This is a genomic window from Pantoea sp. QMID4, assembly GCF_030270445.1.
GTDB lineage: Bacteria > Pseudomonadota > Gammaproteobacteria > Enterobacterales > Enterobacteriaceae > Pantoea > Pantoea vagans.
In genome coordinates, this window is the sequence record NZ_BSXL01000006.1 from 220,158 (window position 1) to 246,950 (window position 26,793).

A 26,793-nucleotide genomic window follows, 5' to 3' on the forward strand; every position below is an offset into this window, starting at 1 on the left:
TCGATATGAAATTTAACGCGGTAAAATACTTTTCAACGCTGATTGTGTTTGCGCTGGCCCTGCTGGCCGGTGGCTGGCTGTGGAACTACTACATGCAGTCGCCCTGGACGCGTGACGGGAAAGTGCGGGCAGAGCTGGTGGATATTACGCCTCAGGTGTCGGGCCGGATTACGCAACTGAAGGTCAGAGATAATCAGTTCGTGCATCAGGGCCAGCTGCTGTTAACGCTGGACACGGTGCCCTGGCAGATTGCACTCGACAACGCTGCCGCTCAGCTCAGCAAAGCGCAGGCGGACCTGGCGAAAGCGCAGCATGAATATCACCGGCGCAGCAGTCTGCCGCGTAACATCATCTCCGCGGAGGATCTGGATGCGGCACGCTTAAGCGCGGAATCCGCCGCCGCCAGTGCCAAAGCCGCGCAGGCGGAGCTGGAGCGGGCACGCTGGAATCTGCAGCAGACGACGCTGACTGCACCGACAGATGGCTGGATCACGAATCTGACGCTTCGTCCCGGCAACTATGCGACAGCGGGGTCGCCCCTGTTTGCGCTGGTCGACAGCCACTCCTACTATGTCATGGGCTATTTTGAAGAGACCAAGCTGCGCCATATCCACGCAGGTGCGGCGGCTCAGGTGGTGCTCTACAGCAATGGTATGCGGCTGCAGGGCCAGGTGGACAGCATTGGCCGCGCTATCTATGACCAGAGCATTGAGACCGACAGCGGTCTGGTGCCCGATATCAAACCCAACGTGCCCTGGGTGCGGCTGGCGCAGCGGGTGCCGGTGCGCATTCGTCTCGATCCGCTCCCGGCTGATGCCAGTCTGGTTGCGGGCACCAGCTGCACCATCACCATCCAGCCATGAATGTTCAGTGGCTGGCCTGGGATCAACTGCCCTGGATTAAGGCGAACGGCGGTCAGTGGCGTTATGCGTTGCGGAATGCTATCGCAATGTGTCTGGCGCTGAGCATCGCCTATGGACTGGATCTTGATGAGCCTTACTGGGCAATGACCTCCGCCGCCGTAATCAGCTTTCCTACCGTGGGCGGCGCGATCAGCAAAAGTCTGGGCCGCGTCGTCGGCAGTCTGCTCGGGGCCACCGCCGCGCTGCTGATTGCCGGACATACCCTGAATGAGCCGTGGCTGTTTACCTTTGCGATTGCTGGCTGGCTGGCGCTCTGCACCGGCATTGCAAACCACTACCAGAACAATGTCGCCTACGCCTTTTCACTGGCAGGCTACACGGCCGCTATTATCGCCTTCAGCAGCGTAAACATCACCGATATCACCTCGCTGTGGACGATTGCCCAGGCTCGTGTCTGCGAGGTGATCTCCGGCATTCTGTGCGCCGGGTTGATGATGATGGTGCTACCGAGTACCTCCGATGGCGAGACGCTGATCACCTCACTGAAACAGATGCATGCCCGGCTGCTGGACCATGCGGTGTTGCTGCTGCAGCCCTCGGCCAGCGATACCATTCGTACCGCGCACGAAAACGTCATCAGCCAGATCCTCACCATGAACCTGCTGCGCATTCAGGCTTTCTGGAGCCACTACCGTTTTCGGCGACAGAACAACGTCCTGAACTATGTGCTGCACCAGCAACTTCGACTTACCAGCGTGCTCTCGAGCCTGCGCCGTATGCTGCTGAACTGGCCTGACGCGCCAGAGGCGCTATTTGAGGCGCTGCAGCAACTGCTGGCGGAGCTGGCAAAACCGGCGTGTGATAAATATCGTCTGGCGCAAATCCTGCGTAGCGTGACACCCGCAGCGGATGGCGACTATCGGCAGCGCGCCTTTTGTCAGCGGCTGCGCTACTTCTGCTGGATGTACCTCAACGTGCTGCGCTGGATCCGCCTGCTTGATCGCGCCGATGCCGATACCCGCTTTCAGCCGCCGCCGGTTCCGGCGCTGGCGCGTGACAGTGACAGTGCCGAAGCGGGCTGGAGCGCCCTGCGCACCTTCTGCGTAATCGTCCTGGGCTGCGCGTTCTGGATTAACACGCAATGGTCTTCCGGAGCCTCGGCGCTCACCCTGACCGCCATTGCCTGCGTGCTCTATGCCGCTGCCCCCTCACCCGGCGGCAGCGTCACGCTGCTGCTGAAAACGCTGATGTGGCTGTTTGCATTTAGTTTTGTGATGAAGTTTGGCCTGATGGTGCAGATCGGTCAGCTATGGCCGTTTTTACTGTTTCTGTTTCCGCTGCTGGTGACGCTGCAACTCTTCAAGCTGCAGCAGAAACAGCGCGCCGGGATGTGGGGGCAGTTCATCGTCTTTATGGGCTCGTTTATCGCGGTGACTAACCCGCCCACGTGGGATTATCAGGACTTTTTTAATGATAACATCGCCAAAGTCTGCGGAGTGCTGCTCGCCTGGCTGGCGTTTCAGATCCTGCGGCCCAGCTCTGATGCGCGGCGCAGCCGGCGGCATATCCGGGCACTGCGGCTGGCGTTTCTCGATCAGCTGCGGCAACGACCACGGCTCAGCGAGAACCGCTTTGAATCGCAGATTTATCATCGCATCAGCCAGCTCAGCCATAGCCGGGATGAGCAGGCGCGTGTCTGGCTTCTGCGCTGGGGCGTGGTGCTGCTCAACTGTTCGCATATCGTCTGGCAGCTGCGTGAATGGCGCGCCGGTGCAGCAACGCTGATGGCGTTTCGCGATAACAGCCTGCAAAATTTACAGCAGATTATCAGCAGCCGCGGCGTACGGCACAGTTCGCTGGATCAGATGCTGACGGAACTGGAAGCGACCATTACCGCGTTACTGGCGCTGGAAAACAATGAGGCCAGCGAGCTGGCGGGGATTATCTGGCGATTGCGCTGTTCGCTGGCACAGCTGAAGCAGGCTGTGCCAGAGTGATTACTGGCAATACTGCTGCTGTTGCCGGTTAAAATCATCCTGCAGCTGTTGCAGCGTTTTATGGCCCTCGAAGCGGGTTTTATCCATCTCGGTCATCGGTTCAATCACCAGCGCTTTCTCATCGGGTGAGAAGATAAAGCGACGCGTCAGCTCGGTGCCGGTAAAACTCTGGCCGTGAATGCCGCCGCACACCATGGTCATGGTACGGCGATAGATCGTGGTGTCAGTGAAATTAGTTTCAGTGGCGCTGCGAAAGACCTGATCGCACCCCTGCGCTTCCAGCTTGCGCACCATGTTGCGACTGAGCCATTCACGACCTTTGGCGATCTTTTCACAGGTGACACGCATCTTGCTGGTATCAATGGTGCGCTGAAGCTCCCGTCCGGTTTCAGTGACCAGCTGCGTATCATTGGTCTTATCGCATCCCACCAGCAGCAGACACAGCAGTAATGCGCCCTTGAATTTCATTTTCCTGCTCCTTTCCCCATCACGCTTTCTTACCTGAATCAATATCATAGGGGGGAAATGACGGGGATGGTATAACAATTCATAAACAGGCGGGATAAAAGGGGCGGCTATCACCTGCCGCCCGGACATTCAGATAACGCCGCAGGCATAACGCGCCCCGCCGCCGCCCAGCGGTGCAGGATGATCGGCATGATTATCTCCGCCGGCATGCACCATCAGCGCTTTGCCTTTGATCTCTTTTAACGACTTCAGCCGTGGCGCCAGCACCGGATAGGTGGCGCTGCCTTTCTCATCAACATAGATCGCGGGCAGGTCGCCCAGGTGACCTTCAGCATATGGCCCCAGATGTTTGCCGCTGTTAGCCGGATCCAGGTGACCGCCAGCCGCACCGGCGGCGACCACTTTTCCCTCAGATTCGCCCGGCTCACAGCTGCCTTTAGCATGGACATGAAAACCGTGAATGCCCGGCTTCAGTCCCTGCAGATCCGGCGTAAACTGCAGACCATACTGGGTCTCGTCAATCTTAACGGTGCCCAGCGATTTGCCAATCCCTTCAGCGGTAACCTGATGGATCGTAACCTGCTCGCTGGCAGCCTGTGCTGAGCCGCAGGCGATCAGCGCAAAAAGCGCAACTGCTTTCATTTTCATGGTGACTCCATTTGTATCCCAGGGGTTGAGATAAGTCTGGTCGCTGTTGCACTATTTTGCCGAAGATTGACGCAGTTTTACGCTTCAGGGCACATCAAATCCCAGCGCCGCTTTGCGAATACGGAACCACTGCTGCCGCGACAGGGATAAATCCAGTGCCGCGGCGGCTTCGCTGACGCGCGCCGCTTTGCCTGACCCCATGATGGGCAGCGGTCGCGACGGCAGCATCAGTATCCAGGCATAAACTACCTGTTCCAGACTGGTGGCACCGGTTTCCTGACGCACCACCTCCAGTTCATTACGCAGGGGCTGGAAGTGAGGATCGTTAAACAGACATCCGCCGCCGAGACAGGACCAGGCCATCGGACGAATGCGCAGTTGCTGGCACTGATCCAGCGATCCATCCAGCAGCACGCTTTGCTGCACGGGTGAAATCTCCAGCTGGTTCGTGACCAGAGAGAACGGCAGACGCGATTGCAGCAGTGAAAACTGGGATGGTGTGAAATTCGAGACGCCAAAATGCAGCACCTTGCCGCTTTGATGAAGTGCCATAAAGGCTTCAGCCACTTCGTCAGCCGCCATCAGCGGATCGGGACGATGGATCAGCAGCAGGTCGAGACGATCAGTGTGGAAATGGCGCAGCGAGTTTTCAGCACTCTGCAGGATATGATGTTTGTCGGTAATGTAGTGGCCAATCTGATGTTCAGGACGGGCGCGGGTGGCAATGCCGCATTTGGTCACAATCTGAAGCTGATCGCGCAGTCCTGGAGCCAGCTTCAGCGCCTCACCAAAAGCCGCCTCACACTGGTAGTCGCCATAAATGTCCGCATGATCAACCGTAGTAATGCCGAGCCTCAGATGGTGCTCAATAAACGCAACCCGCTCCTGCGGCGACATGCCCCACTCCATCAGACGCCAGTACCCCATAACCAGCGGTGAAAAATCGGGGCCCTGTAAAGCGATGGCCTGCGGTTCTGACATGACGTTCTCCCTGTTGCGCGTTGGCTGTAATTAGTGTGTCAGAGAGTATAACGGAAAGCGGAAAGTCGTCAGAATAACTCCGGCTGTTGTGGCTCGGGTGGCTCCTCGCTTTTCTGCTGCCGTTGCAGGCGCAGACGACGCTGCTGACAGAGACGAATGACTTCCCGCTTTTGCGCATCGCTGAAGCGCAGCCAGTTGAACCGTTCATCGCGGCTGCGTAAACATCCCAGGCAGTAGCCGCGCGCATCAGTCTGACAGATGCCGCGACAGGGGCTGGGAACCGGGAAAAACTCAAGCTGTTCAGCCACCATGACTCCGGATTAACAGAATAAATAGTCCAGTAAAAGCGTAGCCTGGATGCGCAGGAATTAAGCTTTGCCCCGTCAGAATTATCCTTTTCTTTCACGGGTGAGTGAACACTCTGTGCCAAATGCACGGTACAGCGTTGCATCAGACCAACCGGTCTACTACTCTCTCAGCCATGAATAAGACGTTACAACGCAATGAAACCCGTGAACACCTGCTCCAGACAGGTGAACAGCTCTGTCTGCAACGCGGCTTTACCGGAATGGGCCTCAGCGAACTGCTGACACAGGCGGCGGTGCCGAAAGGCTCCTTTTACTATTATTTCCGATCTAAAGAGGCATTTGGCGTAGCGTTACTGGAACGCTACTTTGCGCGTTATCTGCAGGATGTCGGGTTACAGCTCAACCAGACAGACGGTACGCCGCGTGAGCGTCTGCTAAATCATTTTCGTGCTGCGGTTGAGCTGTTTGTGCAGCAGGGACACATTGTCGGTTGTCTGGGCGTGAAAGTTTCTGCTGAGGTCTGCGACCTTTCAGAGCCGATGCGTGATGCACTTCAGCAGGGTGCAGGAAAGATTACCGCGCTCTATGCCCGGACGCTGATTGCTGCAGAGCAGCAGGAGTCGCTGAGCCTGCCGCAGCCTCCCGCCCAGATGGCAGAGTTGCTGTCGCTGTTGTGGCTGGGCGCCAGTCTGCAGAGCAAAATTTCCCGCGAGGCGCAGCCACTGCGTCTGGCACTGAGTACCATCGAACAGTGGCTTGAAAGCCACTGATTTTTAAAAAACGTATTTGTAGACGACTGGTCTACTAATCAGGAGCTATTATGGCGAGTACCCAGCTGTTTCGTCCGCTGAAAGTCGGCGCAATTACCGTCCCAAACCGCGTATTTATGGCACCGCTGACCCGTCTGCGCAGCATTGAACCAGGTGACATCCCTACTCCACTGATGGCGGAGTATTACCGTCAGCGTGCCAGCGCCGGTCTGATCATCACCGAAGCAACCCAGATCTCTTTCCAGGCAAAAGGCTATGCCGGTGCGCCAGGCCTGCATACTCAACCGCAGATTGCCGCGTGGAAAGTGATTAACGAAGGTGTCCATCAGGCGGGCGGTCATAGCGCCGTGCAGTTATGGCATACCGGTCGTATCTCACATAACAGCGTGCAGCCGGAAGGCAAAGCACCGGTAGCGCCATCCGCCATTGCTGCGGGTACGCGTACGTCACTGCGTGCTGAAGATGGCAGCGTCTATCGCGAAGACACGTCTGTACCGCGCGAACTGACGGTGCCAGAGATCCAGCAGATCGTGGCCGATTTTGGTCAGGCTGCGGCAAACGCACGTGAAGCAGACTTCGACCTGCTTGAGCTGCACTCCGCGCACGGCTACCTGATGCACCAGTTCCTGGCGCCGGGTTCAAACCAGCGTACCGACGAATATGGCGGCAGCATCGAAAAACGCGGTCGCTTTGCGCTGGAAGTGGTCGATGCGGTGATCGCCAACTGGTCAGCCGATCGCATTGGTATCCGCGTCTCGCCTGTCGGCAGCTTCCAGAATCTGGACAACGGTCCGGATGAAGAAGAAGCGGCGCTGTGGTACATCGGTGAGCTGGCAAAACGCAACATCGCCTATCTGCATCTCTCTGAGCCAGACTGGGCCGGCGGCAAGCCTTACACCGACGCATTCCGTCAGAAAGTGCGCGATCTCTTCCCGGGTGCCATCATTGGTGCCGGTGCTTACACCGTTGAGAAAGCGGATGATTTGATTGGTCGCGGTCTGATCGATGCGGTTGCGTTTGGTCGTGATTACATTGCTAACCCGGATCTGGTTGAGCGTCTGCAGCAGGACGCCCCACTTAACCCTCAGCGTCCGGAAAGCTTCTACGGCGGCGGCGCGGAAGGTTATATCGACTACCCGACACTGTAATCCGTTTGGGCTGCCGTTTGGGACGATGACGGCAGCCATTATTCAATGGCGATTTTCGTCGCTATACTTAGCGCCTGGGTCATCCGGCGATGGCGTTTTATTTAAAAGAGGATGTTATGCGTTTACTTCATACCATGCTGCGCGTTGGCGATCTGCAACGTTCAATCGATTTCTACACACGTGTGCTGGGCATGCGCGTGCTGCGTCAGAGCGAAAACACCGAATATAAATATACCCTGGCGTTCGTAGGCTATACCGACGAAAGCGAAGGTGCGGTGATCGAGCTGACTTACAACTGGGGCGTTGATAAATATGACCTCGGCGATGCTTATGGTCACATCGCGCTGGGCGTCGATGACGCAGCAGCAGCCTGCGAACGTATCCGCAAAGATGGCGGCAACGTGACCCGTGAAGCAGGCCCGGTTAAAGGCGGCTCTACCATTATTGCCTTTGTTGAAGATCCCGATGGCTACAAAATCGAGCTGATCGAAAACAAAGATGCCGGTAACGGCCTGGGCAACTAAACCTGCCTCTCAGCCCGCCTGACCCGGTGGGCTGAATCCCCTTCTCTGCGCTTCATCTGCTGCACCCGGCCCCTTTTTTTGCCATAATACGCGCTGCCCTTTTTCTGCAACGAGATCCTGATGTCTGAATCGAATTCCCCTAATGCACTCAATCAACGTTTCCGTGGCTTCTATCCGGTGGTGATCGACGTTGAAACCGCCGGTTTCAATGCGCAAACCGATGCGTTACTGGAGATTGCTGCTATCACGCTGAAAATGGATGAAGAGGGATGGATTCAGATTGACCAGACGCTGCATTTCAACGTCGAACCCTTTGTCGGCTCGCTTTTGCATCCGGAAGCGCTGGCCTTTACCGGTATCGATCCGAGTAATCCGTTGCGCGGCGCGGTGAGTGAATATGAGGCGCTGCACGCCATTTTCAAAATGGTGCGCAAGGGCATTAAAGACAGTGGCTGCAATCGCGCCATTATGGTGGCGCACAATGCCACGTTTGACCTGAACTTTATGTCAGCGGCAGCAGAACGTGCCAGCCTGAAGCGCAATCCGTTTCATCCATTTGCCACCTTTGATACCGCAGCGCTGAGCGGACTGGTACTGGGTCAGACGGTGCTGGCGAAAGCCTGTATTGCGGCGGGAATGGAGTTTGACAGTACTCAGGCGCATTCAGCGCTCTATGATACTCAGCAGACGGCGACACTGTTCTGCGAGCTGGTAAACCGCTGGAAACGGTTAGGTGGCTGGCCTCTGCCCTTCGCCGGGGGCGACGCAGAAGCCACGACATCCGCATAAGGGATGCCACAATGAAAGAGGCCGACATGATGTCGGCCTTTTTTTATTCTGCTTCTTTAAATTTTTCTGCGGTCTCTTTGATCAGCGACTGCAGTTCACCACGCTGCAACATCTCGACGATGATGTCGCATCCACCAACCAGCTCACCATCCACCCAGAGCTGTGGGAAGGTCGGCCAGTTAGCGTATTTCGGCAGCTCAGCACGAATGTCCGGGTTCTGCAGAATATCCACGTAAGCAAAACGCTCACCACAGGCTGACAGTGCCTGCACCGCCTGTGCAGAGAAACCGCAGCTTGGCAGTTTCGGGGAACCTTTCATGTACAGCAGGATCGGGTTTTCTGCGATCTGGCGCTGAATTTTTTCTACAGTACTCATAATTGCCTTCCTTAATTCGTTACTTCGTGTTTGTTTATTGTAGCGACTTCGCGACGTGACTGAAAATGAGATTTTGCTCGCTGCCCGATTAAATGACCATCATTGTTAAGTCCCGCGCGCAGGACATTTAACTTCAGGTATTAACAGCTGGTAACAGTTTAATAATTCGTAATAATTACGTTTGTATAAGATGCTGAAAATGTTCATTTTCAGTGCAATTACGCGGGCTGCAAAGATTAACATTAAAAGGCATTACAGTTTTTAAGCGAACTGGACTAGAATGGCCTGGGCACTGATCCCGGATCAGATTAATCTCAACTTTGTCGCGGTGCGTAGTGGCCCTGACAACTTAACTCATTAATGGACTATGCGTTTAATCATTACGCTTTTTATGCTGGCCTTTGCGCAACTGTTTTTCAACATCGCCGCTGCGTCACCTCACGCGCCGGTGAACGTCAGTACGCATAAAACAGAGAAAAAGAGTGCGCGCGACGATGAACGCCGCAAGCGTCGCCCGGTAAAAACGGTGACGAAAAAAACTCGTCTCAGCCCTGATCAAAAACTTAAAACGAAAAAACTGAAAAAAGTCGAACTCACTGCTAAACAGACGCCTGCTAAGAAGACCTCGCTCAAAACTGCCCGTATCAGCAAAACCAAAGAAAAAAATAAAGAGAAGAAACGCTATGGGCATCAGCGCCAGCTGAAAACCGCTGAGGTCACCACCAGCGAGCCAGGCACGATTAAAATGAGCAAATCCCACCGTCAGCGCTATCAGAAGGCGCGTGAGACCGCAATGACTAAGCTGATGGGGCAGTTGGGTAAACCCTATCAGTGGGGCGGCACCTCTCCACATACCGGTTTCGATTGCAGCGGCCTCGTCTGGTATGCCTATAAAGATCTGGTGAAATTTAAGATCCCGCGTACCGCTAATGAGATGTATCACCTGCGTGATGCCGCGCCGATCAAGCGTGAGTCGCTGGAGAAAGGCGATCTGGTCTTCTTTCGTATTAATGGCCGCGGCACTGCGGACCACGTCGGCGTTTACCTGGGCGATGGCAAGTTTATTCAGTCGCCACGTACCGGAAAAGATATTCAGATCAGTGCATTAGGGGAAGATTACTGGCAGCGTCACTATATTGGTGCACGTCGGGTGATGACGCCGAAAACCATTCGCTGAGCAGCACTATAGTCCGAAAGAAGCCGGGATAGTCCCGGCTTTTTTATTAGTGCAGAATGGCAGTAAAACTAAAGGCCACAATCATCAGCAGACAGCCGACAGTGGTCATCAAAGCCAGTTTCAAATCGGTACTCATTGCTTGCTCCTTAGTCACACACTTTGCAGGGATATGGCATTTTCCCACAGGGTCCGGTAAAAATCTCGTTTTATCCGTTGAGCCTTGTTAGAATCTCGCCTTTGTTGCGCAACGCGCGCAACCCTGATTCCGTTTGCGCATCTTTTCAGGCGTTTTTTCTCAGCCAGTCGCCTGTTTACCGGCCAGAAAAGCCGCATTTGTGCGGAAAAAACCCTGAGCAGACGCAAACGTTTAACATTAAGCTTATCATAGAGTTAGGTAAGCACCGGAGTCCGATTTTCATGGCAACAATCAAAGATGTGGCGAAACGTGCTGGCGTCTCAACGACTACCGTTTCGCATGTCATCAATAAAACTCGCTTTGTCGCTGAAGAAACACGCGAGGCGGTCTGGCAGGCAATTAAAGAATTGCACTACTCGCCAAGTGCTGTGGCGCGCAGCCTGAAAGTAAACCACACCAAAACGCTGGGCCTGCTTGCCACCTCCAGCGAAGCGCCCTATTTCGCTGAAATTATTGAAGCGGTTGAAAATCACTGTTTTGATAAAGGCTATACGCTGATTCTGGGTAATGCGCATAACGACCTGCAAAAACAACGCGCCTACCTCAGCATGATGGCGCAGAAGCGCGTCGATGGTCTGCTGGTGATGTGCTCTGAATATCCGGACGATCTGCTGCAGATGCTGGAAGAGAACCGCAATATCCCGATGGTGGTGATGGACTGGGGCGAATCGCGCGCCGACTTCACTGACACGGTGCTGGATAATGCTTTCCAGGGGGGCTATCTGGCGGGACGCTATCTGATTGAACGTGGACACCGTGATATTGGAGCCATCCCCGGTCAGATGGAGCGTAACACCGGTGGCGGACGGCATGCCGGTTTTTTGAAGGCGCTGGAAGAAGCGGGTATTCAGCCGCGCGCGGAGTGGATTGTACAGGGTGACTTTGAGCCGGAGTCGGGCTATCAGGCGATGCAGCAGATTTTGTCACAGAAACAACGCCCTACGGCGGTGTTCTGCGGCGGTGACATCATGGCGATGGGGGCCATTTGCGCCGCCGACGAGATGGGTCTGCGCGTGCCGCAGGATATTTCGGTCATCGGCTATGATAATGTGCGCAACGCCCGCTATTTCGCCCCTGCTCTGACCACGGTGCATCAGCCAAAAGCTCAGCTTGGTGAGAAAGCGCTGGATATGCTGCTTGACCGCATCACCAGTAAGCGCGAAGTGTCACAAACGATTGAAGTCCATCCGACGCTGATTGAGCGCCGTTCAGTGGCAGATGGTCCGTTCCGCGACTATCGGCGCTAATCCTCGCTTAACCACTCCTTATTAAGCGTTTGCGCATCACCCAGATAGCTGAGCAACCAGCCTGTCGCGGGTGATGCGCGATCTTCTGCCCAGCTGACGCAACAGGGACTATCCGGAAATGCTACCGGCAGCGTCAGTTCGACCAGCTCGCCGCTGTCAAGCAATGGCCTGGCCAGATGACCCGGTACCATCGCCACACACAAGCCTGCCTGCACGCATTCCAGTCCGGTTTGCCACTCCGGCACCACCAGCCTGCGCTGGTTATCCAGCGTCCATGTCATACGACGCGGCAGTGCGCGTGATGTATCTTCCAGCACCAGTGACGGCCAGCTACGCAGCGTGTCATCATCGATCTGGTTCGCCTGCGTCAGAGGATGATCGGGCGCGACCACGCAGCGCCAGTTAAGCCTACCCATATCGCGGAACGCAAACCGTCCGCCTACCGGAATCGCCTGGGTAGCCCCAATCGCGACTTCCACCCGACCGTCGGCCAGTGCATCCCAGACACCGTTAAAGACTTCATAGCTGATGATCAGTTCCATATCAGGAAAGTGGCGATAGAAATCTTTAACCAGCTGTCGGGTGCGCTGAGGTTTAGCGATACAGTCAACGGCAATGCTGAGCTGCCCGCGCCAGCCGTTGGCCAGTTGCTGACACTGCCGCCGGGTGGCAAGCATTTTTTTGATGATGCTGCGCCCCTCCCGGACGAAATGTTCACCTGCTGGCGTCAGCACCACTTCGCGATGCTGGCGTTCGAACAGCGGCACTGCCAGCCAGTTCTCCAGCTGACGCACCGTGTAGCTGATAGCAGAAGGTACCCGATGCAACTCCTGCGCGGCGGCGCTGAAACTACCTCCACGAGCGACCGCGTCAACGACCTCTAATGCATATTCTGACCACATAATCTGCCTTCAAAAATTTTAACAGCAACCGGCAAATATTACCGTTTCACAGCGGCAAACGCACCTTTTACACTCTGCCGCGTTTATCCTGCAAAAATGAGAATGAGATGCTGTCGAATAAAGGATTTATGCCCTACCTTGCCCTGCTGAGCATGCTCGGCTTTTTAGCTACTGACATGTATCTGCCCGCCTTTGGTGCGATGCAGCAAACGTTTAATACCTCACCGGGCCTGATCAGCGCCAGTATGAGTCTCTTCCTGGCGGGTTTCGCCTGTGGACAGCTCTTCTGGGGACCACTTTCCGATCGTATTGGCCGTAAACCGGTGCTGCTGGCCGGACTGGCCATGTTTGGCATCGGCTGTGCGGGCATGCTGTGGGTGAATGATATCTATCTGATGCTGGCGCTGCGCTTTGTGCAGGCGATTGGCGTCTGTGCTGCGGCCGTGAGCTGGCAGGCGCTGGTGGTGGATCGCTATCCTGCCGCGCGCGCTAACAAAGTCTTTGCAACGATTATGCCGCTGGTTGCGCTCTCCCCGGCGCTGGCCCCGTTGCTGGGTGCCTGGCTGATCGGCCATTTCCACTGGCGTTCGATTTTCCTGGTGCTGACGCTGATTGCGGTGGCATTAATTCTGACCACACTGCGTCTGCCCACCGTACGCCAGGAAACACGCAAAAAGGGAGCCCAGCCTGGCTTTTTCACCCTGCTGAAATCACGGGTTTACAGCGGCAACGTGCTGATCTACTCCGCCTGTTCAGCCAGTTTTTTTGCCTGGCTGACCGGCTCGCCTTTTATTCTGGCGGATATGGGCCTTTCACCCGCCGATATCGGTCTGAGTTATGTGCCCCAGACGCTCGCCTTTTTGATTGGCGGATTCGGCTGTCGCGCCCTTCTTAACCGCTTTAATGGCGCTCAGCTGTTACCGTGGTTGCTGGGCATTTACAGCCTGAGCATTCTGGCGCTGTTCGCCGTCGCGCTGTCAGGCGGTAGCACGCTGGTGAGCCTCATGGTGCCGTTCTGCGGTATGGCGCTGGCTAACGGCGCAATTTATCCAATTGTGGTTTCCAGTGCACTGACGCCCTTCCCGCATGCCACCGGTAAAGCGGCCGCATTGCAGAACACATTGCAGCTAGGACTCTGCTTCGCAGCAAGCCTGGCAGTTTCTGCCGGATTAACGCATGCACTGTTTACCACTACGCTGATGATGACGGTGACGATTCTGCTGGCGCTGATGGGTTATGCCATGCAGCGTACCGCAAGCGCACAAACTGTTGTTGCCTCTGCGCAACCTGCCTGCCAGGATAATCACTGACACACTGACTTTTTAGTTAGCTTCCTAACAATAAGTCATTGAATATTGACCCGAGTGAGCATATACTCTTTCGGGTCAACAAATCTGTAATAAATCAACAATATAACAACGTAATAATCTGATTGGCACCCTGTTGCCGGGACGGTATTCGTGCGCGTTATTCTTACTCTGTCCGACCTGCTGCAGGCTATTCCAGTCCTCTGTATCACACAGTCAACCGGTGTGCGGAGTCATCCGTACCGTTTCTCAATGCCTGACGAAATTGACTACTCTTTGTTCAGGTTCAGATTGGACAGGTGGTGGAAAAGCTATGAGTTCATCTTATGCAGAAGCAGTGAGCCCTGAAGAAAACCATTGGTATCGCATCGTCCACGAAATGCTGGAAAAAGCGAACATTGAAATTAACGGTTCACGTCCCTGGGATATTCATATCAATCATCCCGGCTTTTTTAAGCGTGTTCTGCAGGAGGGATCGCTTGGGCTCGGTGAGAGCTATATGGATGGTTGGTGGGATTGCGATCGGCTGGATATTTTTTTCCATCAGGTGCTGAAACATAAGCTCGAACAGCAACTCCCGTACCACTTTAAAGATACGCTGCGCATTGCCGCTGCCCGCTTAACCAATCTGCAGTCGAAAAAGCGGGCCTGGATTGTCGGTAAAGAGCACTACGACCTGGGTAACGATCTCTTTTCACTGATGCTCGACCCCTATATGCAATACTCCTGTGGTTACTGGAAAGAAGCTACGACCCTGGTTACAGCGCAGGAAGCCAAGCTGGATATGATTTGCCGTAAATTAGCGCTGGAACCTGGCATGTCGCTGCTGGATATCGGCTGTGGCTGGGGCGGACTCGCGGAATTTGCCGCACGTCATTATGGCGTTAACGTGCATGGCGTGACGATTTCCGCCGAACAACAGAAACTGGCGCAGCAGCGCTGTAGCGGATTAGACGTCACGATTCTGTTGCAGGATTATCGCGATCTGAATGAGCAGTTTGATCGCATCGTTTCAGTCGGCATGTTCGAGCATGTCGGGCCGAAGAATTACGCCACCTATTTTGATGTGGTCGATCGTAATTTAAAGCCTGACGGAATTTTTCTGCTTCACACCATTGGCGCGATTAAAACCGATATGAGCGTCGATCCCTGGATCGACAAATATATCTTCCCCAACGGCTGCCTGCCTTCAGTGCGTCACGTGGCAGATGCCAGCGAGCCGCATTTTATTCTGGAAGACTGGCATAACCTCGGGGCTGATTACGACAAAACGCTGATGGCCTGGCATGAGCGCTTTTTGCAGGCCTGGCCGGAGCTGGCAGATAACTACGGCGAACGCTTTAAGCGAATGTTCTCCTATTATCTGAATGCCTGCGCCGGCGCCTTCCGGGCGCGCGATATACAGCTGTGGCAGATTGTATTCAGTCGCGGTGTTGAGGGTGGATTACGGGTGGCGCGGTAGGGAGTTAACTCGCGGGTAATTACGAAGCTCCTCCGGCCCAGGACCTGAAACAAAGGGCCTGTTTTGCTTTAACAGGGAGCGTTGCGCAAGGAACGGGGGCAGATCGGAAAATCGCAAAACCCGTCATCCCTGACATGCCCGGCCCGCGTGATTACGCACGTCATACCTGAAGTGCACACTTAAACGGGCCAACGCGTTGCGTTGTTCAAAAACGCTCCCGGCGTTTTATCCGGGCGGCGGGACGCTTTCCTCTTCTGACCCAATACCCTGCGCCCTGAGCTCTTATAATTCTCACAGATTAAAACCGGTTTGGCTGCCAGCGGCGCTTACACGCCCTGTATCAACTTTCAGAGGCAGGCTGGCCGGTCAGCATACTCATCGCCGCCGCGGCATCGCGCTGCGCTAACACCCGTTCAACGGTCTCTACAATCGCCTGTGTGTGCGGATCGATCTCAATGTTGACCCGGTCGCCAAAGGTCTTCGCGCCCAGAGTCGTGCGCTCCAGCGTTTCAGGAATCAGATAGACGCAGAATTTGGTCTTCGTCACATCACCTACCGTCAGGCTGATGCCGTCGATGCCGACGAAACCTTTATGCAGAATATATTTCATCTGCATCGGATCCTGTATTTTAAACCAGACTTCGCGATTGTGTTCTGACTGGATAATTTTGCAGATTTTAGCGGTGGTCATAATATGACCTGACATCAGATGACCGCCTATTTCGTCGCTGAATTTCGCTGCACGCTCAATATTCACCACATCGCCCTGGCGTAAATCGCCAAGGTTAGTCACGCGCAATGTCTCTTTAATTAAATCAAAACTGACGCGATCACCTTCGATTGCCGTCACAGTCAGGCAGCATCCGTTATGGGCTACGGATGCGCCCAGCGCCAGACCCGGCAGGAGCTCTTCCGGCAATCGGACAGTATGGGTACGAAACAGTTCTTTTTCTTCAATGGACACGATTTCTGCGGTGCCCTGCACAATACCGGTAAACATAGTCTTTGCCTCTGCGAAGTTTACGCTAGTTTATCACAGCTCCGGACGGCTGATAGATTTCACCCCACCTCACCCCTTTAATAGGGTTCAAAACGCATTGTGTGACAAAGATTGGCGAATTCTGTTACCCCGGTTACACTGGTTCGCGCAATTCCCCGGGCTTTTCTGCCCTTTTAATTCATTCAATAAGTCAGGTGTTAACGTGCAGAAGTATTTAACAGAAGCGCGTCAATTGCTGGCCCTTGCGATTCCGGTCATCCTTGCTCAGGTGGCCCAAACCGCAATGGGATTTGTGGATACCATTATGGCCGGCGCAGTCAGCGCCACGGATATGGCCGCCGTTGCTGTCGGCACCTCTGTCTGGCTTCCGGCCATCCTGTTTGGTCATGGTCTTCTGCTTGCATTGACGCCCACCGTTGCGCAACTCAACGGTTCAGGCCGCCGCGAACGCATCGGCGAACAGATCCGCCAGGGCTACTGGCTCGCCTTTTTTGTCTCGCTGCTGATTATGGTGCTGCTGTGGCACGCCGGTTATCTTATCCGGGCGATGCATGACATCGATCCCGCGCTGGCGTTTAAAGCCGAGGGCTATCTGCATGCCCTGCTGTTCGGCGCGCCAGGCTATCTCTTCTTTCAGGTGCTGCGAAATCAGTGCGAGGGGCTGTCGAAAACCAAACCCGGCATGGTGCTGGGCTTTCTGGGCCTGATGTTTAACATCCCGCTGAACTATGTCTTTATCTACGGCCACTTCGGCATGCCCGCGTTGGGCGGTATCGGCTGCGGTGTGGCAACGGCATCGGTCTACTGGGTGATGTTTATCTGCATGCGCTTCTGGGTGCGTCGGATGGGCAGCATGCGCGATATCCGGATGGAGAGTCGCTGGTCGCCGCCTTCGCGTCCGATTCTGAGCCGTCTCATGACGCTGGGATTGCCGGTAGCACTGGCGCTGTTCTTTGAGGTCACGCTGTTTGCCGTTGTGGCCCTGCTGGTTTCGCCACTGGGGATTGTGAACGTGGCCGGTCACCAGATTGCGCTGAATTTCAGTTCACTGATGTTTGTATTACCCCTGTCGCTGGGCGTCGCGACCACCATCCGCGTCGGTTATCGTCTGGGCCAGGGCTCTACCGAGCAGGCAAGAGTCGCCGCCTGGACCGCCCAGGGTGTAGGCATCAGCATGGCAGCGCTGACCGCGATTTTTACCGTGACGTTTCGTCATCAGATTGCCCTGCTCTATAACGACAACCCCGAAGTGGTCACACTGGCGGCGCAGCTGATGCTGCTGGCAGCGATTTATCAGTTCTCGGACTCGATACAGGTGATTGGCAGCGGGATCCTGCGTGGATATAAAGACACCAGGTCCATTTTCTTTATTACCTTTATCGCTTACTGGCTGCTGGGACTGCCCGCCGGGTATCTGCTGGCGCTGACCGACTGGCTGGTGCCCCGGATGGGGCCTGCGGGCTTCTGGTGCGGCTTTATTATCGGTCTGACCTCGGCGGCAGTCATGATGATCTGGCGCATCAGACGCTTACAGCGGTCACCTGCGGAAATCATCCTGGCGCGCGCGGCGCGATAACCACAAAAGCGGGCTATTTATGGCCCGCAATGACGAAAAAAACGACGGTTAGCACAGTTGCTGCTCAGTCATGGCGAAAAAACTATTTTCCCCTTGCCAGGCTTCTGCACTGCCGTTAATATTCGTCCCCGCTGTCGCCCTGACAGCATGTTGCGCTCTTAGCTCAGTTGGTTAGAGCACCACCTTGACATGGTGGGGGTCGATGGTTCGAGTCCATTAGAGCGCACCAAGTGCGTCCGTAGCTCAGTTGGTTAGAGCACCACCTTGACATGGTGGGGGTCGGTGGTTCGAGTCCACTCGGACGCACCACTATTCAGTATGCGCTCTTAGCTCAGTTGGTTAGAGCACCACCTTGACATGGTGGGGGTCGATGGTTCGAGTCCATTAGAGCGCACCACTTTCAGAATTTCTTCAGCTTGCGCAACTCTCCCATTTATTGATCTGCATCGCTTCCCCCTCTGCTTTTTGATTGGTTTTCGCATACTTAGCGTCTATACTGTCCCGCGTTGCTTACTTGAAAGGTTTCAGCGATCACGTGCTTACTGCGATAACTCAAATGATTTGCGCAACAACAGCGTGGTTACCAACCGTAACCGCACAACTTCCCTGCACGCCTGGCCTTCGTCACCTATTCTTACTCAGTACTGCCCATTTCAGTCTCAATCAGAATTTTCACTTCGATGCGCTGCCATCGGATTTCGCCCTTATTCATCCATCACAACTTACAGAAAATCCGTCATGAAAAAGACTAAAATCGTTTGTACAATCGGCCCGAAAACCGAATCCGAAGAGATGCTGACTCAACTGCTTGAAGCGGGCATGAATGTTATGCGTCTTAACTTCTCTCACGGCGACTATGCTGAGCATGGTCAACGCATTACTAATATGCGTGCCGTCATCCAAAAAACCGGTCGTCAGGCGGCTATTCTGCTGGACACCAAAGGCCCTGAAATCCGCACCATGAAACTGGAAGGCGGCAACGATGCAGCGCTGAAAGCGGGCCAGACCTTTACCTTCACCACCGACCAGAGTGTGATCGGCAACAGTGAGCGCGTTGCGGTGACCTACCCGGGTTTCACAGCCGACCTGAAAATTGGTAACACCGTACTGGTCGACGATGGTCTGATTGGCATGGAAGTGACCGAGGTCACTGAAAATACTGTCGTGTGTAAAGTCCTGAACAATGGCGATCTGGGTGAGAACAAAGGCGTTAACCTGCCAGGCGTTTCCATCCAGCTGCCAGCACTGGCTGAAAAAGACAAGCGCGACCTGATTTTTGGTTGTGAGCAGGGTGTAGACTTTGTCGCCGCTTCTTTCATCCGCAAGCGTTCAGACGTACTGGAAATTCGTGAGCACCTGAAACAGCACGGCGGCGAGCATATCCAGATCATCTCTAAAATCGAAAACCAGGAAGGCCTGAATAACTTCGACGAAATCCTCGAAGCGTCAGACGGCATCATGGTTGCGCGTGGTGACCTGGGTGTTGAGATCCCGGTCGAAGAAGTTATCTTCGCGCAGAAGATGATGATTAAAAAATGTAATAAAGCACGCAAAGTCGTTATCACCGCGACGCAGATGCTTGATTCAATGATCAAGAACCCGCGCCCTACCCGTGCAGAAGCCGGTGACGTGGCGAACGCCATCCTCGACGGTACCGATGCAGTCATGCTGTCTGGTGAGAGCGCTAAGGGTCGTTATCCGCTGGAGTCGGTCACCATCATGGCAACCATCTGTGAGCGTACCGACCGCGTCATGAAATCACGCATCGACAGCCAGAACGATACCCGCAAACTGCGTATCACCGAAGCAGTCTGCCGGGGTGCTGTAGAGACGGCTGAGAAGCTGGAAGCGCCACTGATTGTGGTCGCGACCGAAGGCGGTAAGTCTGCTAAAGCCGTTCGTAAATATTTCCCTAACGCCACCATTCTTGCACTGACTACCAATCAGACCACAGCACGTCAGCTGATCCTGAGCAAAGGGATTGAGACGCGTCTGGTCAATGAAATCGCCTCAACCGATGATTTCTATCGTCTGGGTAAAGAAGCGGCGCTGGAAAGTGGTTATGGCCAGAAAGGTGATGTTGTGGTGCTGGTATCAGGAGCATTAGTACCAAGCGGAACCACTAACACCGCCTCTGTACACGTACTGTAAAACTCTTTTTTGCCCTTATTTTAAAGCGCCTCAATGAGGCGCTTTTTTTATTTCTGCTTAACCCAAATCCCAAAAAATTCCAATCGAAAATAACTATTCAAATACTCTTAATATTAAGGTTAATCCGATTAAATCCCTCTGTTTTCGCTAAATTTTTTTATCATATTCTGGGATTCGCTGCTTCTTTGAGCGAACGATCAAATTTAAGCATCTTCTCATCAAAAATTTATTCTCAACTTAAAAAGCTTTGTGTAATACTTGTAACGCTACATGGAGATTAACTCAATCTAGAGGGTATAAATAATGAATCGTACTAAACTGGTACTGGGCGCGGTAGTTCTGGCTTCAACTCTGCTGGCTGGTTGCTCAAGCAACGCTAAAATCGACCAGCTGTCTTCAGACGTTCAGACTCTGAACGCTAAAGTTGACCAGCTGAGCAACGACGTGAACGCAGTGCGTTCAGACGTTCAGGCTGCTAAAGATGACGCAGCTCGCGCTAACCAGCGTCTGGACAACCAGGCTCACTCTTACCGTAAGTAAGAGTTCTGGTTTAAAAATGGCGCCTTTAAGGCGCCATTTTTTTTGCCCGGAATTCAGTGCCCTTTCAGGCACTCATCCGTTCAGGGCTGCGCAGCTTTACCTTCGGCCTGCACATCCGGGCTATTCGCGTCCGCAGAGGCACTCTCCACCCCCGCAGGCGGCACGGTATCACTCTGCACTGGTTCGCCACTGCTGACCAGTACAGGCATGCCTGAGCGTCGCGTTAAGCTGGCTTTAATCAGCGCGCTATCACTCTTCTCACTCTTCACGAATTTCTTCAGGTCACTGCCGATCGCAATGGGCATGGTCTGCGGATCGTCTTTATCATTACGCGACAGTGGCTGATGCACTTCCACATAGCGTTTTCCATCAGGTTCCACCGCGTACTTAACCGGCTGATTGATGATCTGAACACGCGTTCCTTTGGGGGCTGCATTAAACAGCGCTTCTATGTCCTCTGAACGCAGACGGATGCAGCCTGAACTGACCCGCATGCCGATGCCAAATTTCGCATTAGTGCCGTGGATCAGATACTGGCCAGTGCCACGCGCCAGACGCATGGCAAACTGCCCCATCGGGTTATCCGGGCCCGCGGGCACCACGCCAGGTAACGTAATGCCCTCTTTGGCGTAACGCTTGCGGATGTTCGGGGTGGGCGTCCAGGTGGGATTCGGGATTTTCTGGCTGATCTGGGTCACCATCACCGGCGTTGCCGCCCCCAGCTGACCAATGCCGATGGGATAGACGATGACCTTATCTTCCCCTTTGGGATAGTAGTAGAGACGCAGTTCGGCCAGATTCACCACAATCCCTTCGCGCGGCGTATCAGGCAGGATCATCTGCAGCGGCACCGTCAGCTGGGTACCTGCTTTGGGCAGCCAGGGATCGGTGCCGGGATTCGCCTCCAGCATGCCCAGTAGCCCGACCTGGTAGCGGGCCGCGATTGATTCCAGGGGTTGTTTATCATCAGGAACCTGAGTCAGCACGTTTTCGCCAATCAGGCGACTGTCAGGCGGTGGCAGCGGGTATTCAGTGGCGAATGCGGGTGCAGAGAGCCCAAAGCAGGTCAGCAGCAATGCACCGGCTAAACGTAAAGCAGGTTTCATGCAATTTTCTCGTCAGATAAAAAAAACAGACGCCGGATGGCGTCTGTCGAGTGTAACTTAGCTGAGGTTCTGAGCGGTATGGCGAATAGACCGAATCATCGCCTCCAGCCCCTGCGAACGGGTGGGCGTAAGGTGCTGCACCAGGGCCAGTTCGCCAAACCAGTGGCGCACATCCAGCGCCAGAATTTCGGCGGGCGGCAGGTTCTGATAGAGACTAAAGACAATTGCAATCAGACCTTTAACAATAGCAGCATCGCTGTCACCTTCAAATGCGATGGTGCCATCTGCCTGCGGGGTCATTCTGATCCACACCTGACTTTGACAACCCGAAATCGCGTTTTCCGGCTGGTGCAACGTTTCAGAAGATTCCGGAAGCTTTGAACCCAGTTCGATAATGTAGAGGTACTTCTCTTCCCAGTTAGCACAACGGTTGAAGTTGCGAACCAGTTTCTCTTTTTCAGGCAAATTCGCCATCAGTGACTCCGTAAAAACTGTTCAGCCGCCCAGCAGACGATGAATACGCGTCAAACCAGCAGCCAGACGATCCACTTCCTCTTCACTGTTATAGAAGGTGAAGGAGGCACGGCACATCGCCGGGACATTGTAGTGCTGCATCAGCGGCATCGCACAGTGATGTCCGGTGCGAATGGCAATACCGTATTGATCCAGGAAACTGCCGACATCAAAGGCATGATGTTTGCCCAGGTTGAAGGCAATAACACCGGCACGTGACTGCGGGCCGTAGATCTGAATATCCGGAACGGTGCCCAGCTTATCGAGCGCATAGTTCATCAGTGCTGTCTCGCGCTGATGAATGGTATCCAGTCCCAGCGACTGCACATAGGCCATCGCCGCGCCAAAGCCGATAATGCCCCCGGTGTTCGGGGTACCTGCTTCAAAACGCCATGGTGCACTGTTCCAGGTGGTGCCGGTGGGCAGCATGACCTGACCAATCATCGAACCGCCGCCTTCCCACGGTGGCATCTCATCCAGCAGCGCTTTGCGCCCATAGAGAATACCGACGCCATTCGGACCGTAGAGTTTATGGCTGGAGAAGACGTAGAAGTCGCAGCCGATATCCTGCACATCCACTTTGTCATGCATCACGGCCTGCGCGCCATCCACCAGCGTAATTACACCAGCGGCTTTTGCCTGGGCAACGATGGCTTTAACCGGGTTAACGGTGCCGAGCACGTTTGACACATGCGTCACGGCCAGCAAACGCGTGCGGCTGTCAATCAACCCCGCCAGTTGCTCCAGCGCCAGTTCACCGTTGTCATTTAAGGGCAGGACACGCACTTCTGCGCCGGTACGCTGCGCCAGCATCTGCCACGGCACGATATTGGCGTGATGCTCCATCTCCGTGATGATCAGGTTGTCGCCAGACCTGAGGTTACTGCTGCCCCAGGTATTCGCCACCAGGTTGATGCCTTCGGTGGTGCCTTTAACGAAGATAATCTCTTCCTGGGACCCGGCATTGATGAAACGGGCAGCCTGATCGCGCACGTTCTCCATATCGCTTGTCGCCTGCTGGCTCAGCGTATGGATACCACGATGCACGGCCGCATAGCCGTGCTGATAGAAATGACTCTCGGCGTTAATCACCGACAGGGGACGCTGTGCGCTGGCTGCACTGTCAAGATAGGCCAGCGGATGACCGTTGACCTCACGCTTCAGGATAGGAAAATCAGCCCTGATGCGTTCGAGATCGAAGTTCATCATACGTCGCCTCCGGGAAAACGTTGTGCGATACGCTGCAGTACGGCCTGACGCATCACTTCATTTTCAAGTGTCTCGGTAAGTTCGGCTGCAAACGCATGAATAATCATGGTCTGCGCCGCATCCTGCTCAATACCGCGAGAACGCAGATAGAACATTTGCTCATCATCGATACGACCAATGGTAGCACCGTGGCTGCATTTAACGTCATCCGCGTAAATTTCGAGCTGCGGTTTGGTATCGACTTCAGAAAGCTTGCCCAGTAACAAGTTGTTATTGGTCATCTGCCCGTCGGTCTTCAGCGCATGCTGTGCCACTTTGATGTGACCGTTAAACACAGCACGCCCTTTGTCACGCACGACGGTTTTATGCATCTGGCGGCTGATACAGTGGCCTTTGTTGTGCTCCAGGTAAGTACGGGTATCCGCTACTTCCTGTTTCACCGGCAGTACCAGGCTATTAATTGCCAGCGTGGTATTTTCGCCATTCAACTGAGTACTGGTGTTGTGACGCGACAGGCCGGCACCCAGCAGGAAGCTGGTGCTGCTGACCTGGCCATCGTTTCCAACCACCAGATCGTTATGCGCAAAGTGATAGCTGGCGCTGCTTTCAAAAGCGAGCTTGGTGTGAGTCAGTTTCGCATTGTCACCGATCGCAAAGGTAAAGCGCGTGCCGGTGAAATGGGCGCGCTCATCCAGAGAGACGTAGTGCTCAATGATTTCCGCTTCAGCACTCTCTTCCAGCTGCAGGTGATGGCGGTAATGAACCGTGTTCATGCCCGTCTGCTGACCGCTGGTGATATGCAGCAGATAGACCGGACGGGCAGCGGCTTTACCGCGTGCCAGACGCAGGGTCGTTACCTCTTCTGCCAGGCTCTCTGTCAGGTGCAGGAAGACTTCCGGCTGAACCGCAGCGGGCAGCGGACGGCGCTCGGCGGCCACGCTGTGCTGGACCTCAAACAGTTCGACGTCGCGGCTGCTGAAGGCGGGCTGGAACTGACCGTCAACGTAAACCAGACGGATCGCGTCCAGCGGCAGCGCCAGTGAATCAACCTGTTCAGCGCTCAGGGTCTGCGGCGCATCGGGCAGCACAAACTGCTGGGACAGCAGGGTGTCCAGCGGCGTGTACTTCCAGTTTTCATGCTTGCGGGTTGGCAGACCAACACGCATCAGTTGCTGCCAGTGCTGCTGTGCCTGCAGAGAACGCACGTCGCCGCGCGATTCAAACAGATGATGCCACTGTTGCAGCGCAGAATCACTCTTCGTCGGTAAGCCAGCCATAACCTTGCTCCTCCAGCTGTTTCACCAGCGAGAAGTCGCCAGATTTCACGATTTTACCCTGATACAAAACATGAACGAAGTCTGGCTTGATGTAATCCAGAATACGCTGGTAGTGGGTCACGATAATAAAGGCACGTTTCTCATCACGCAGGCTGTTAACGCCATTCGCGACGATTTTCAGTGCATCGATATCCAGACCGGAGTCGGTTTCATCGAGAATGCAGAGCTCCGGCTCCAGCGCCGCCATCTGCAGAATGTCGTTACGCTTCTTCTCACCACCGGAGAAGCCAACGTTAACGGAACGGGTCAGCAGATCTTCCGGCATCTTCAACAGATGAATTTTTTCTTCTATGAAGTCCTGGAAATCGAAGCGATCCAGTTCATCCTGCTGACGATATTTACGCACCGCGTTAACCGAGGTTTGCAGGAAGAACTGGTTGCTGACGCCCGGAATCTCTACCGGATACTGAAAGGCCATAAAGATGCCTTCACCGGCACGCTCTTCAGGGGCCAGTTCCAGCAGATCCTTACCTTTAAAGCTGACTGAACCGCCGGTCACTTCATAATCTTCACGGCCAGCCAGCGTCGCTGACAGCGTACTTTTACCGGAGCCGTTTGGCCCCATGATGGCATGCACTTCGCCCGGTTTAATTTCGAGATTCAGGCCACGCAGAATGGCTTTATCTTCAACACTGACCTGCAAATCTTTAATGCTTAACATTCTTATTCCTTCACATTGCTTCCGGCAAGGCGTGTGACGGCATCAGCCCACACTGTGCTCAAGGCTGATGGCTAACAATTTCTGGGCTTCCACGGCAAATTCCAGTGGCAGCTCCGAGAATACGTCTTTACAGAAGCCGTTCACGATCATCGAGATGGCGTCTTCTTCACTGATACCGCGTTGCAGACAGTAGAACATCTGATCTTCGCCGATACGTGAAGTTGTGGCTTCATGCTCAAGCTGGGCGGTATTGTTGCGGGTTTCGACATACGGGAACGTATGTGCGCCGCAATCAGGGCCAATCAGCATTGAGTCACACTGCGTAAAGTTACGGGCATTGGTGGCGGTTGGCATAATTTTCACCAGGCCGCGATAGGTGTTCTGACTTTTACCGGCCGAAATTCCTTTAGAGATAATGGTCGATTTAGTGTTCTTACCAATGTGGATCATCTTGGTGCCAGTATCGGCCTGCTGACGACCGCTGGTCAGGGCGACTGAGTAGAACTCACCCACCGAGTAGTCCCCGCGCAGAATGCAGCTCGGGTATTTCCACGTGATCGCTGAACCGGTTTCAGACTGGGTCCAGGACATCTTGCTGTGGTCACCTTCACACAGCGCACGCTTGGTCACGAAGTTGAGGATACCGCCCTCGCCTTCGCCGCCAGGGAACCAGTTCTGAACGGTCGAATATTTCACTTCAGCATTTTTATGGATGATCACTTCCACCACGGCGGCATGCAGCTGATAGCTGTCACGCACAGGGGCTGAACAACCTTCGATATAGCTGACGTAGCTGTCTTCATCGGCAATCAGGATGGTGCGTTCGAACTGACCGGTTTTCGCCGCGTTGATGCGGAAATAGGTCGACAGCTCCATCGGGCAGCGAACTCCTTTCGGGATATAAACGAAGGTGCCGTCAGAGGCCACCGCCGAGTTCAGCGCCGCAAAGAAGTTATCGTTAGCCGGGACCACTGTGCCAAGATACTGCTTCACCAGCTCCGGGTGTTCCTGAATCGCTTCGCCGAATGAACAGAAGATAATCCCCTGCTCCGCCAGCTTGCCACGATAGGTGGTCGCCACAGAAACGGAGTCAAAAATGGCGTCAACCGCCACTTCCCGCCCTTCACGCACCGGCACACCCAGCTGATTAAAGGCGCTCTCTACTTCCTGCGTCAGGTAGTCGCTGGCTGGCGCGCTGCCTGAAGCCTGGGTCACACCCGGCTCTGAGGCACAGGTGTCATCGCAGTTACCGCAGGAGGGCGCGGAGTAGTAGCTGTAATCCTGGTAGTCGAGTTTTTCGTAGTGCGCTTTTAGCCAGTGCGGCTCTTCCATTTCAAGCCAGGCACGAAACGCTTTAAGACGAAACTCCAGCATCCACTCTGGCTCGTTACGCTTGGCCGAGATCGCCCGCACCACATCTTCATTGATGCCGTTGGCAAATTCTTCGGTCTGCAGTTGGGTAAAGAAGCCCTCTTTGTAGTTGAGCTTACCTTCCCAGATTTGTACATCGTCAGATGTTTCGCTGTGTCGTGACATA

The 26,793-nt window shown here is 54.5% G+C and carries 27 protein-coding genes and 3 tRNA genes; 16 read left to right on the forward strand and 14 right to left on the reverse strand.

What is annotated here, in order from left to right:
• The first annotated feature begins 5 nt into the window (after positions 1-5).
• On the forward strand, positions 6-863 hold the full coding sequence (locus QSK07_RS15170; protein ID WP_285721871.1) for an efflux RND transporter periplasmic adaptor subunit: 858 nt from the start codon (positions 6-8) through the stop codon (positions 861-863).
• Entirely contained in the window at positions 860-2,860 is a 2,001-nt protein-coding gene (locus tag QSK07_RS15175) for an FUSC family protein (RefSeq protein ID WP_285721872.1), read from the forward strand. The genes QSK07_RS15170 and QSK07_RS15175 overlap by 4 nt, the downstream gene beginning before the upstream one ends.
• On the opposite strand, the gene QSK07_RS15180 is transcribed toward QSK07_RS15175, so the two are convergent.
• From QSK07_RS15180 to QSK07_RS15195, 4 genes are all read right to left on the reverse strand, one after another.
• The gene (locus tag QSK07_RS15180) at positions 2,861-3,328 is read right to left on the reverse strand and encodes a hypothetical protein (protein ID WP_098050731.1); all 468 of its coding nucleotides are present in this window, start codon (positions 3,326-3,328) and stop codon (positions 2,861-2,863) included.
• A 129-nt stretch (positions 3,329-3,457) separates the two neighbouring features.
• Positions 3,458-3,976, reverse strand: coding sequence for a superoxide dismutase family protein (gene sodC, locus QSK07_RS15185; RefSeq protein WP_013357717.1), 519 nt, complete (start codon positions 3,974-3,976; stop codon positions 3,458-3,460).
• Positions 3,977-4,060: 84 nt separating this feature from the next.
• Positions 4,061-4,957 (reverse strand): aldo/keto reductase, encoded by an 897-nt coding sequence (locus QSK07_RS15190; protein ID WP_285721873.1) that lies wholly within the window; start codon positions 4,955-4,957, stop codon positions 4,061-4,063.
• Positions 4,958-5,025: 68 nt separating this feature from the next.
• Positions 5,026-5,265, reverse strand: a complete 240-nt coding sequence (locus QSK07_RS15195) for a DUF1289 domain-containing protein (RefSeq protein WP_061063711.1) — start codon at positions 5,263-5,265, stop codon at positions 5,026-5,028.
• Between the two features lie 173 nt (positions 5,266-5,438).
• Between QSK07_RS15195 and QSK07_RS15200 the strand changes: the two genes are divergently transcribed.
• The 4 genes from QSK07_RS15200 to rnt all read left to right on the forward strand — a co-directional run bounded on the left by QSK07_RS15200 (position 5,439) and on the right by rnt (position 8,496).
• Positions 5,439-6,035, forward strand: coding sequence for a TetR/AcrR family transcriptional regulator (locus QSK07_RS15200; RefSeq protein WP_098050733.1), 597 nt, complete (start codon positions 5,439-5,441; stop codon positions 6,033-6,035).
• Positions 6,036-6,085: 50 nt separating this feature from the next.
• Positions 6,086-7,183 (forward strand): alkene reductase, encoded by a 1,098-nt coding sequence (locus QSK07_RS15205; protein WP_098050734.1) that lies wholly within the window; start codon positions 6,086-6,088, stop codon positions 7,181-7,183.
• Between the two features lie 116 nt (positions 7,184-7,299).
• Positions 7,300-7,707, forward strand: a complete 408-nt coding sequence (gloA, locus tag QSK07_RS15210; protein ID WP_010245580.1) for a lactoylglutathione lyase — start codon at positions 7,300-7,302, stop codon at positions 7,705-7,707.
• A gap of 120 nt (positions 7,708-7,827) precedes the next feature.
• Positions 7,828-8,496 (forward strand): ribonuclease T, encoded by a 669-nt coding sequence (gene rnt / locus QSK07_RS15215; RefSeq protein WP_098050735.1) that lies wholly within the window; start codon positions 7,828-7,830, stop codon positions 8,494-8,496.
• A 43-nt stretch (positions 8,497-8,539) separates the two neighbouring features.
• Here the strand turns inward: rnt and QSK07_RS15220 are convergent, their stop codons facing one another.
• Positions 8,540-8,875, reverse strand: a complete 336-nt coding sequence (locus tag QSK07_RS15220) for a Grx4 family monothiol glutaredoxin (RefSeq protein ID WP_179291196.1) — start codon at positions 8,873-8,875, stop codon at positions 8,540-8,542.
• A gap of 364 nt (positions 8,876-9,239) precedes the next feature.
• On the opposite strand from QSK07_RS15220, the gene QSK07_RS15225 reads away from it, so the two are divergent.
• Positions 9,240-10,049, forward strand: a complete 810-nt coding sequence (locus QSK07_RS15225; RefSeq protein ID WP_285721874.1) for a C40 family peptidase — start codon at positions 9,240-9,242, stop codon at positions 10,047-10,049.
• A 46-nt stretch (positions 10,050-10,095) separates the two neighbouring features.
• Here QSK07_RS15225 and cydH read toward each other — a convergent pair whose 3' ends face one another.
• Positions 10,096-10,185 (reverse strand): cytochrome bd-I oxidase subunit CydH, encoded by a 90-nt coding sequence (cydH, locus tag QSK07_RS15230; protein WP_095707274.1) that lies wholly within the window; start codon positions 10,183-10,185, stop codon positions 10,096-10,098.
• A gap of 281 nt (positions 10,186-10,466) precedes the next feature.
• Between cydH and purR the strand changes: the two genes are divergently transcribed.
• The gene (purR, locus tag QSK07_RS15235) at positions 10,467-11,492 is read left to right on the forward strand and encodes an HTH-type transcriptional repressor PurR (RefSeq protein WP_013357708.1); all 1,026 of its coding nucleotides are present in this window, start codon (positions 10,467-10,469) and stop codon (positions 11,490-11,492) included.
• Here purR and punR read toward each other — a convergent pair.
• On the reverse strand, positions 11,489-12,394 hold the full coding sequence (gene punR / locus QSK07_RS15240; RefSeq protein ID WP_285721875.1) for a DNA-binding transcriptional activator PunR: 906 nt from the start codon (positions 12,392-12,394) through the stop codon (positions 11,489-11,491). The genes purR and punR overlap by 4 nt on opposite strands.
• 107 nt (positions 12,395-12,501) lie before the next feature.
• Here punR and punC point away from each other — a divergent pair, with 107 nt between their 5' ends.
• Together punC and cfa are read left to right on the forward strand one after the other, a co-directional pair.
• Positions 12,502-13,704, forward strand: coding sequence for a purine nucleoside transporter PunC (gene punC, locus QSK07_RS15245; protein ID WP_285721876.1), 1,203 nt, complete (start codon positions 12,502-12,504; stop codon positions 13,702-13,704).
• A gap of 310 nt (positions 13,705-14,014) precedes the next feature.
• A complete protein-coding gene (gene cfa / locus QSK07_RS15250) occupies positions 14,015-15,163 on the forward strand; it encodes a cyclopropane fatty acyl phospholipid synthase (protein WP_285721877.1) in 1,149 nt (382 codons plus the stop codon).
• 340 nt (positions 15,164-15,503) lie between these two features.
• Here cfa and QSK07_RS15255 read toward each other — a convergent pair whose 3' ends face one another.
• Positions 15,504-16,163, reverse strand: coding sequence for a riboflavin synthase subunit alpha (locus QSK07_RS15255; protein ID WP_285721878.1), 660 nt, complete (start codon positions 16,161-16,163; stop codon positions 15,504-15,506).
• A 202-nt stretch (positions 16,164-16,365) separates the two neighbouring features.
• Between QSK07_RS15255 and QSK07_RS15260 the strand changes: the two genes are divergently transcribed.
• The 6 genes from QSK07_RS15260 to QSK07_RS15285 all read left to right on the forward strand — a co-directional run bounded on the left by QSK07_RS15260 (position 16,366) and on the right by QSK07_RS15285 (position 20,430).
• Positions 16,366-17,739, forward strand: a complete 1,374-nt coding sequence (locus tag QSK07_RS15260; RefSeq protein WP_098050740.1) for an MATE family efflux transporter — start codon at positions 16,366-16,368, stop codon at positions 17,737-17,739.
• Positions 17,740-17,891: 152 nt separating this feature from the next.
• Positions 17,892-17,968 (forward strand) — tRNA-Val (locus QSK07_RS15265).
• A 3-nt stretch (positions 17,969-17,971) separates the two neighbouring features.
• Positions 17,972-18,048 (forward strand) — tRNA-Val (locus tag QSK07_RS15270).
• A gap of 11 nt (positions 18,049-18,059) precedes the next feature.
• Positions 18,060-18,136, forward strand: a tRNA-Val gene (locus QSK07_RS15275).
• Positions 18,137-18,477: 341 nt separating this feature from the next.
• A complete protein-coding gene (pykF, locus tag QSK07_RS15280; protein WP_098050741.1) occupies positions 18,478-19,890 on the forward strand; it encodes a pyruvate kinase PykF in 1,413 nt (470 codons plus the stop codon).
• Between the two features lie 303 nt (positions 19,891-20,193).
• Positions 20,194-20,430, forward strand: a complete 237-nt coding sequence (locus QSK07_RS15285) for a major outer membrane lipoprotein (RefSeq protein WP_009090492.1) — start codon at positions 20,194-20,196, stop codon at positions 20,428-20,430.
• Between the two features lie 80 nt (positions 20,431-20,510).
• On the opposite strand, the gene QSK07_RS15290 is transcribed toward QSK07_RS15285, so the two are convergent.
• The 6 genes from QSK07_RS15290 to sufB are packed head-to-tail and all read right to left on the reverse strand — an operon-like array spanning position 20,511 to position 26,792.
• Positions 20,511-21,536, reverse strand: coding sequence for a L,D-transpeptidase family protein (locus QSK07_RS15290; protein ID WP_098050742.1), 1,026 nt, complete (start codon positions 21,534-21,536; stop codon positions 20,511-20,513).
• A 57-nt stretch (positions 21,537-21,593) separates the two neighbouring features.
• The gene (sufE, locus tag QSK07_RS15295; RefSeq protein WP_033732484.1) at positions 21,594-22,010 is read right to left on the reverse strand and encodes a cysteine desulfuration protein SufE; all 417 of its coding nucleotides are present in this window, start codon (positions 22,008-22,010) and stop codon (positions 21,594-21,596) included.
• 21 nt (positions 22,011-22,031) lie between these two features.
• Positions 22,032-23,255, reverse strand: a complete 1,224-nt coding sequence (sufS, locus tag QSK07_RS15300; protein ID WP_098053047.1) for a cysteine desulfurase SufS — start codon at positions 23,253-23,255, stop codon at positions 22,032-22,034.
• A complete protein-coding gene (sufD, locus tag QSK07_RS15305) occupies positions 23,255-24,535 on the reverse strand; it encodes a Fe-S cluster assembly protein SufD (RefSeq protein ID WP_285721879.1) in 1,281 nt (426 codons plus the stop codon). The genes sufS and sufD overlap by 1 nt, the downstream gene beginning before the upstream one ends.
• Positions 24,510-25,256 carry a Fe-S cluster assembly ATPase SufC gene (gene sufC / locus QSK07_RS15310; RefSeq protein ID WP_013357697.1) on the reverse strand — a complete coding sequence of 249 codons (747 nt, stop codon included), beginning with the start codon at positions 25,254-25,256 and terminating at the stop codon, positions 24,510-24,512. Before sufC ends, sufD begins: the two co-directional genes overlap by 26 nt.
• 42 nt (positions 25,257-25,298) lie before the next feature.
• A complete protein-coding gene (gene sufB, locus QSK07_RS15315; RefSeq protein ID WP_285721880.1) occupies positions 25,299-26,792 on the reverse strand; it encodes a Fe-S cluster assembly protein SufB in 1,494 nt (497 codons plus the stop codon).
• Position 26,793: the final 1 nt, after the last annotated feature.

Excerpts from the sequence above, each read along its gene's own strand:
- QSK07_RS15170 (WP_285721871.1), top strand. The coding sequence starts at position 6 with ATGAAATTTAACGCGGTAAAATACTTTTCAACGCTGATTGTGTTTGCG.
- QSK07_RS15175 (WP_285721872.1), top strand. The coding sequence starts at position 860 with ATGAATGTTCAGTGGCTGGCCTGGGATCAACTGCCCTGGATTAAGGCG.
- QSK07_RS15180 (WP_098050731.1), bottom strand. The coding sequence starts at position 3,328 with ATGAAATTCAAGGGCGCATTACTGCTGTGTCTGCTGCTGGTGGGATGC.
- sodC (WP_013357717.1), bottom strand. The coding sequence starts at position 3,976 with ATGAAAATGAAAGCAGTTGCGCTTTTTGCGCTGATCGCCTGCGGCTCA.
- QSK07_RS15190 (WP_285721873.1), bottom strand. The coding sequence starts at position 4,957 with ATGTCAGAACCGCAGGCCATCGCTTTACAGGGCCCCGATTTTTCACCG.
- QSK07_RS15200 (WP_098050733.1), top strand. The coding sequence starts at position 5,439 with ATGAATAAGACGTTACAACGCAATGAAACCCGTGAACACCTGCTCCAG.
- QSK07_RS15205 (WP_098050734.1), top strand. The coding sequence starts at position 6,086 with ATGGCGAGTACCCAGCTGTTTCGTCCGCTGAAAGTCGGCGCAATTACC.
- gloA (WP_010245580.1), top strand. The coding sequence starts at position 7,300 with ATGCGTTTACTTCATACCATGCTGCGCGTTGGCGATCTGCAACGTTCA.
- rnt (WP_098050735.1), top strand. The coding sequence starts at position 7,828 with ATGTCTGAATCGAATTCCCCTAATGCACTCAATCAACGTTTCCGTGGC.
- QSK07_RS15225 (WP_285721874.1), top strand. The coding sequence starts at position 9,240 with ATGCGTTTAATCATTACGCTTTTTATGCTGGCCTTTGCGCAACTGTTT.
- cydH (WP_095707274.1), bottom strand. The coding sequence starts at position 10,185 with ATGAGTACCGATTTGAAACTGGCTTTGATGACCACTGTCGGCTGTCTG.
- purR (WP_013357708.1), top strand. The coding sequence starts at position 10,467 with ATGGCAACAATCAAAGATGTGGCGAAACGTGCTGGCGTCTCAACGACT.
- punR (WP_285721875.1), bottom strand. The coding sequence starts at position 12,394 with ATGTGGTCAGAATATGCATTAGAGGTCGTTGACGCGGTCGCTCGTGGA.
- punC (WP_285721876.1), top strand. The coding sequence starts at position 12,502 with ATGCTGTCGAATAAAGGATTTATGCCCTACCTTGCCCTGCTGAGCATG.
- cfa (WP_285721877.1), top strand. The coding sequence starts at position 14,015 with ATGAGTTCATCTTATGCAGAAGCAGTGAGCCCTGAAGAAAACCATTGG.
- QSK07_RS15255 (WP_285721878.1), bottom strand. The coding sequence starts at position 16,163 with ATGTTTACCGGTATTGTGCAGGGCACCGCAGAAATCGTGTCCATTGAA.
- pykF (WP_098050741.1), top strand. The coding sequence starts at position 18,478 with ATGAAAAAGACTAAAATCGTTTGTACAATCGGCCCGAAAACCGAATCC.
- QSK07_RS15285 (WP_009090492.1), top strand. The coding sequence starts at position 20,194 with ATGAATCGTACTAAACTGGTACTGGGCGCGGTAGTTCTGGCTTCAACT.
- QSK07_RS15290 (WP_098050742.1), bottom strand. The coding sequence starts at position 21,536 with ATGAAACCTGCTTTACGTTTAGCCGGTGCATTGCTGCTGACCTGCTTT.
- sufE (WP_033732484.1), bottom strand. The coding sequence starts at position 22,010 with ATGGCGAATTTGCCTGAAAAAGAGAAACTGGTTCGCAACTTCAACCGT.
- sufS (WP_098053047.1), bottom strand. The coding sequence starts at position 23,255 with ATGAACTTCGATCTCGAACGCATCAGGGCTGATTTTCCTATCCTGAAG.
- sufD (WP_285721879.1), bottom strand. The coding sequence starts at position 24,535 with ATGGCTGGCTTACCGACGAAGAGTGATTCTGCGCTGCAACAGTGGCAT.
- sufC (WP_013357697.1), bottom strand. The coding sequence starts at position 25,256 with ATGTTAAGCATTAAAGATTTGCAGGTCAGTGTTGAAGATAAAGCCATT.
- sufB (WP_285721880.1), bottom strand. The coding sequence starts at position 26,792 with ATGTCACGACACAGCGAAACATCTGACGATGTACAAATCTGGGAAGGT.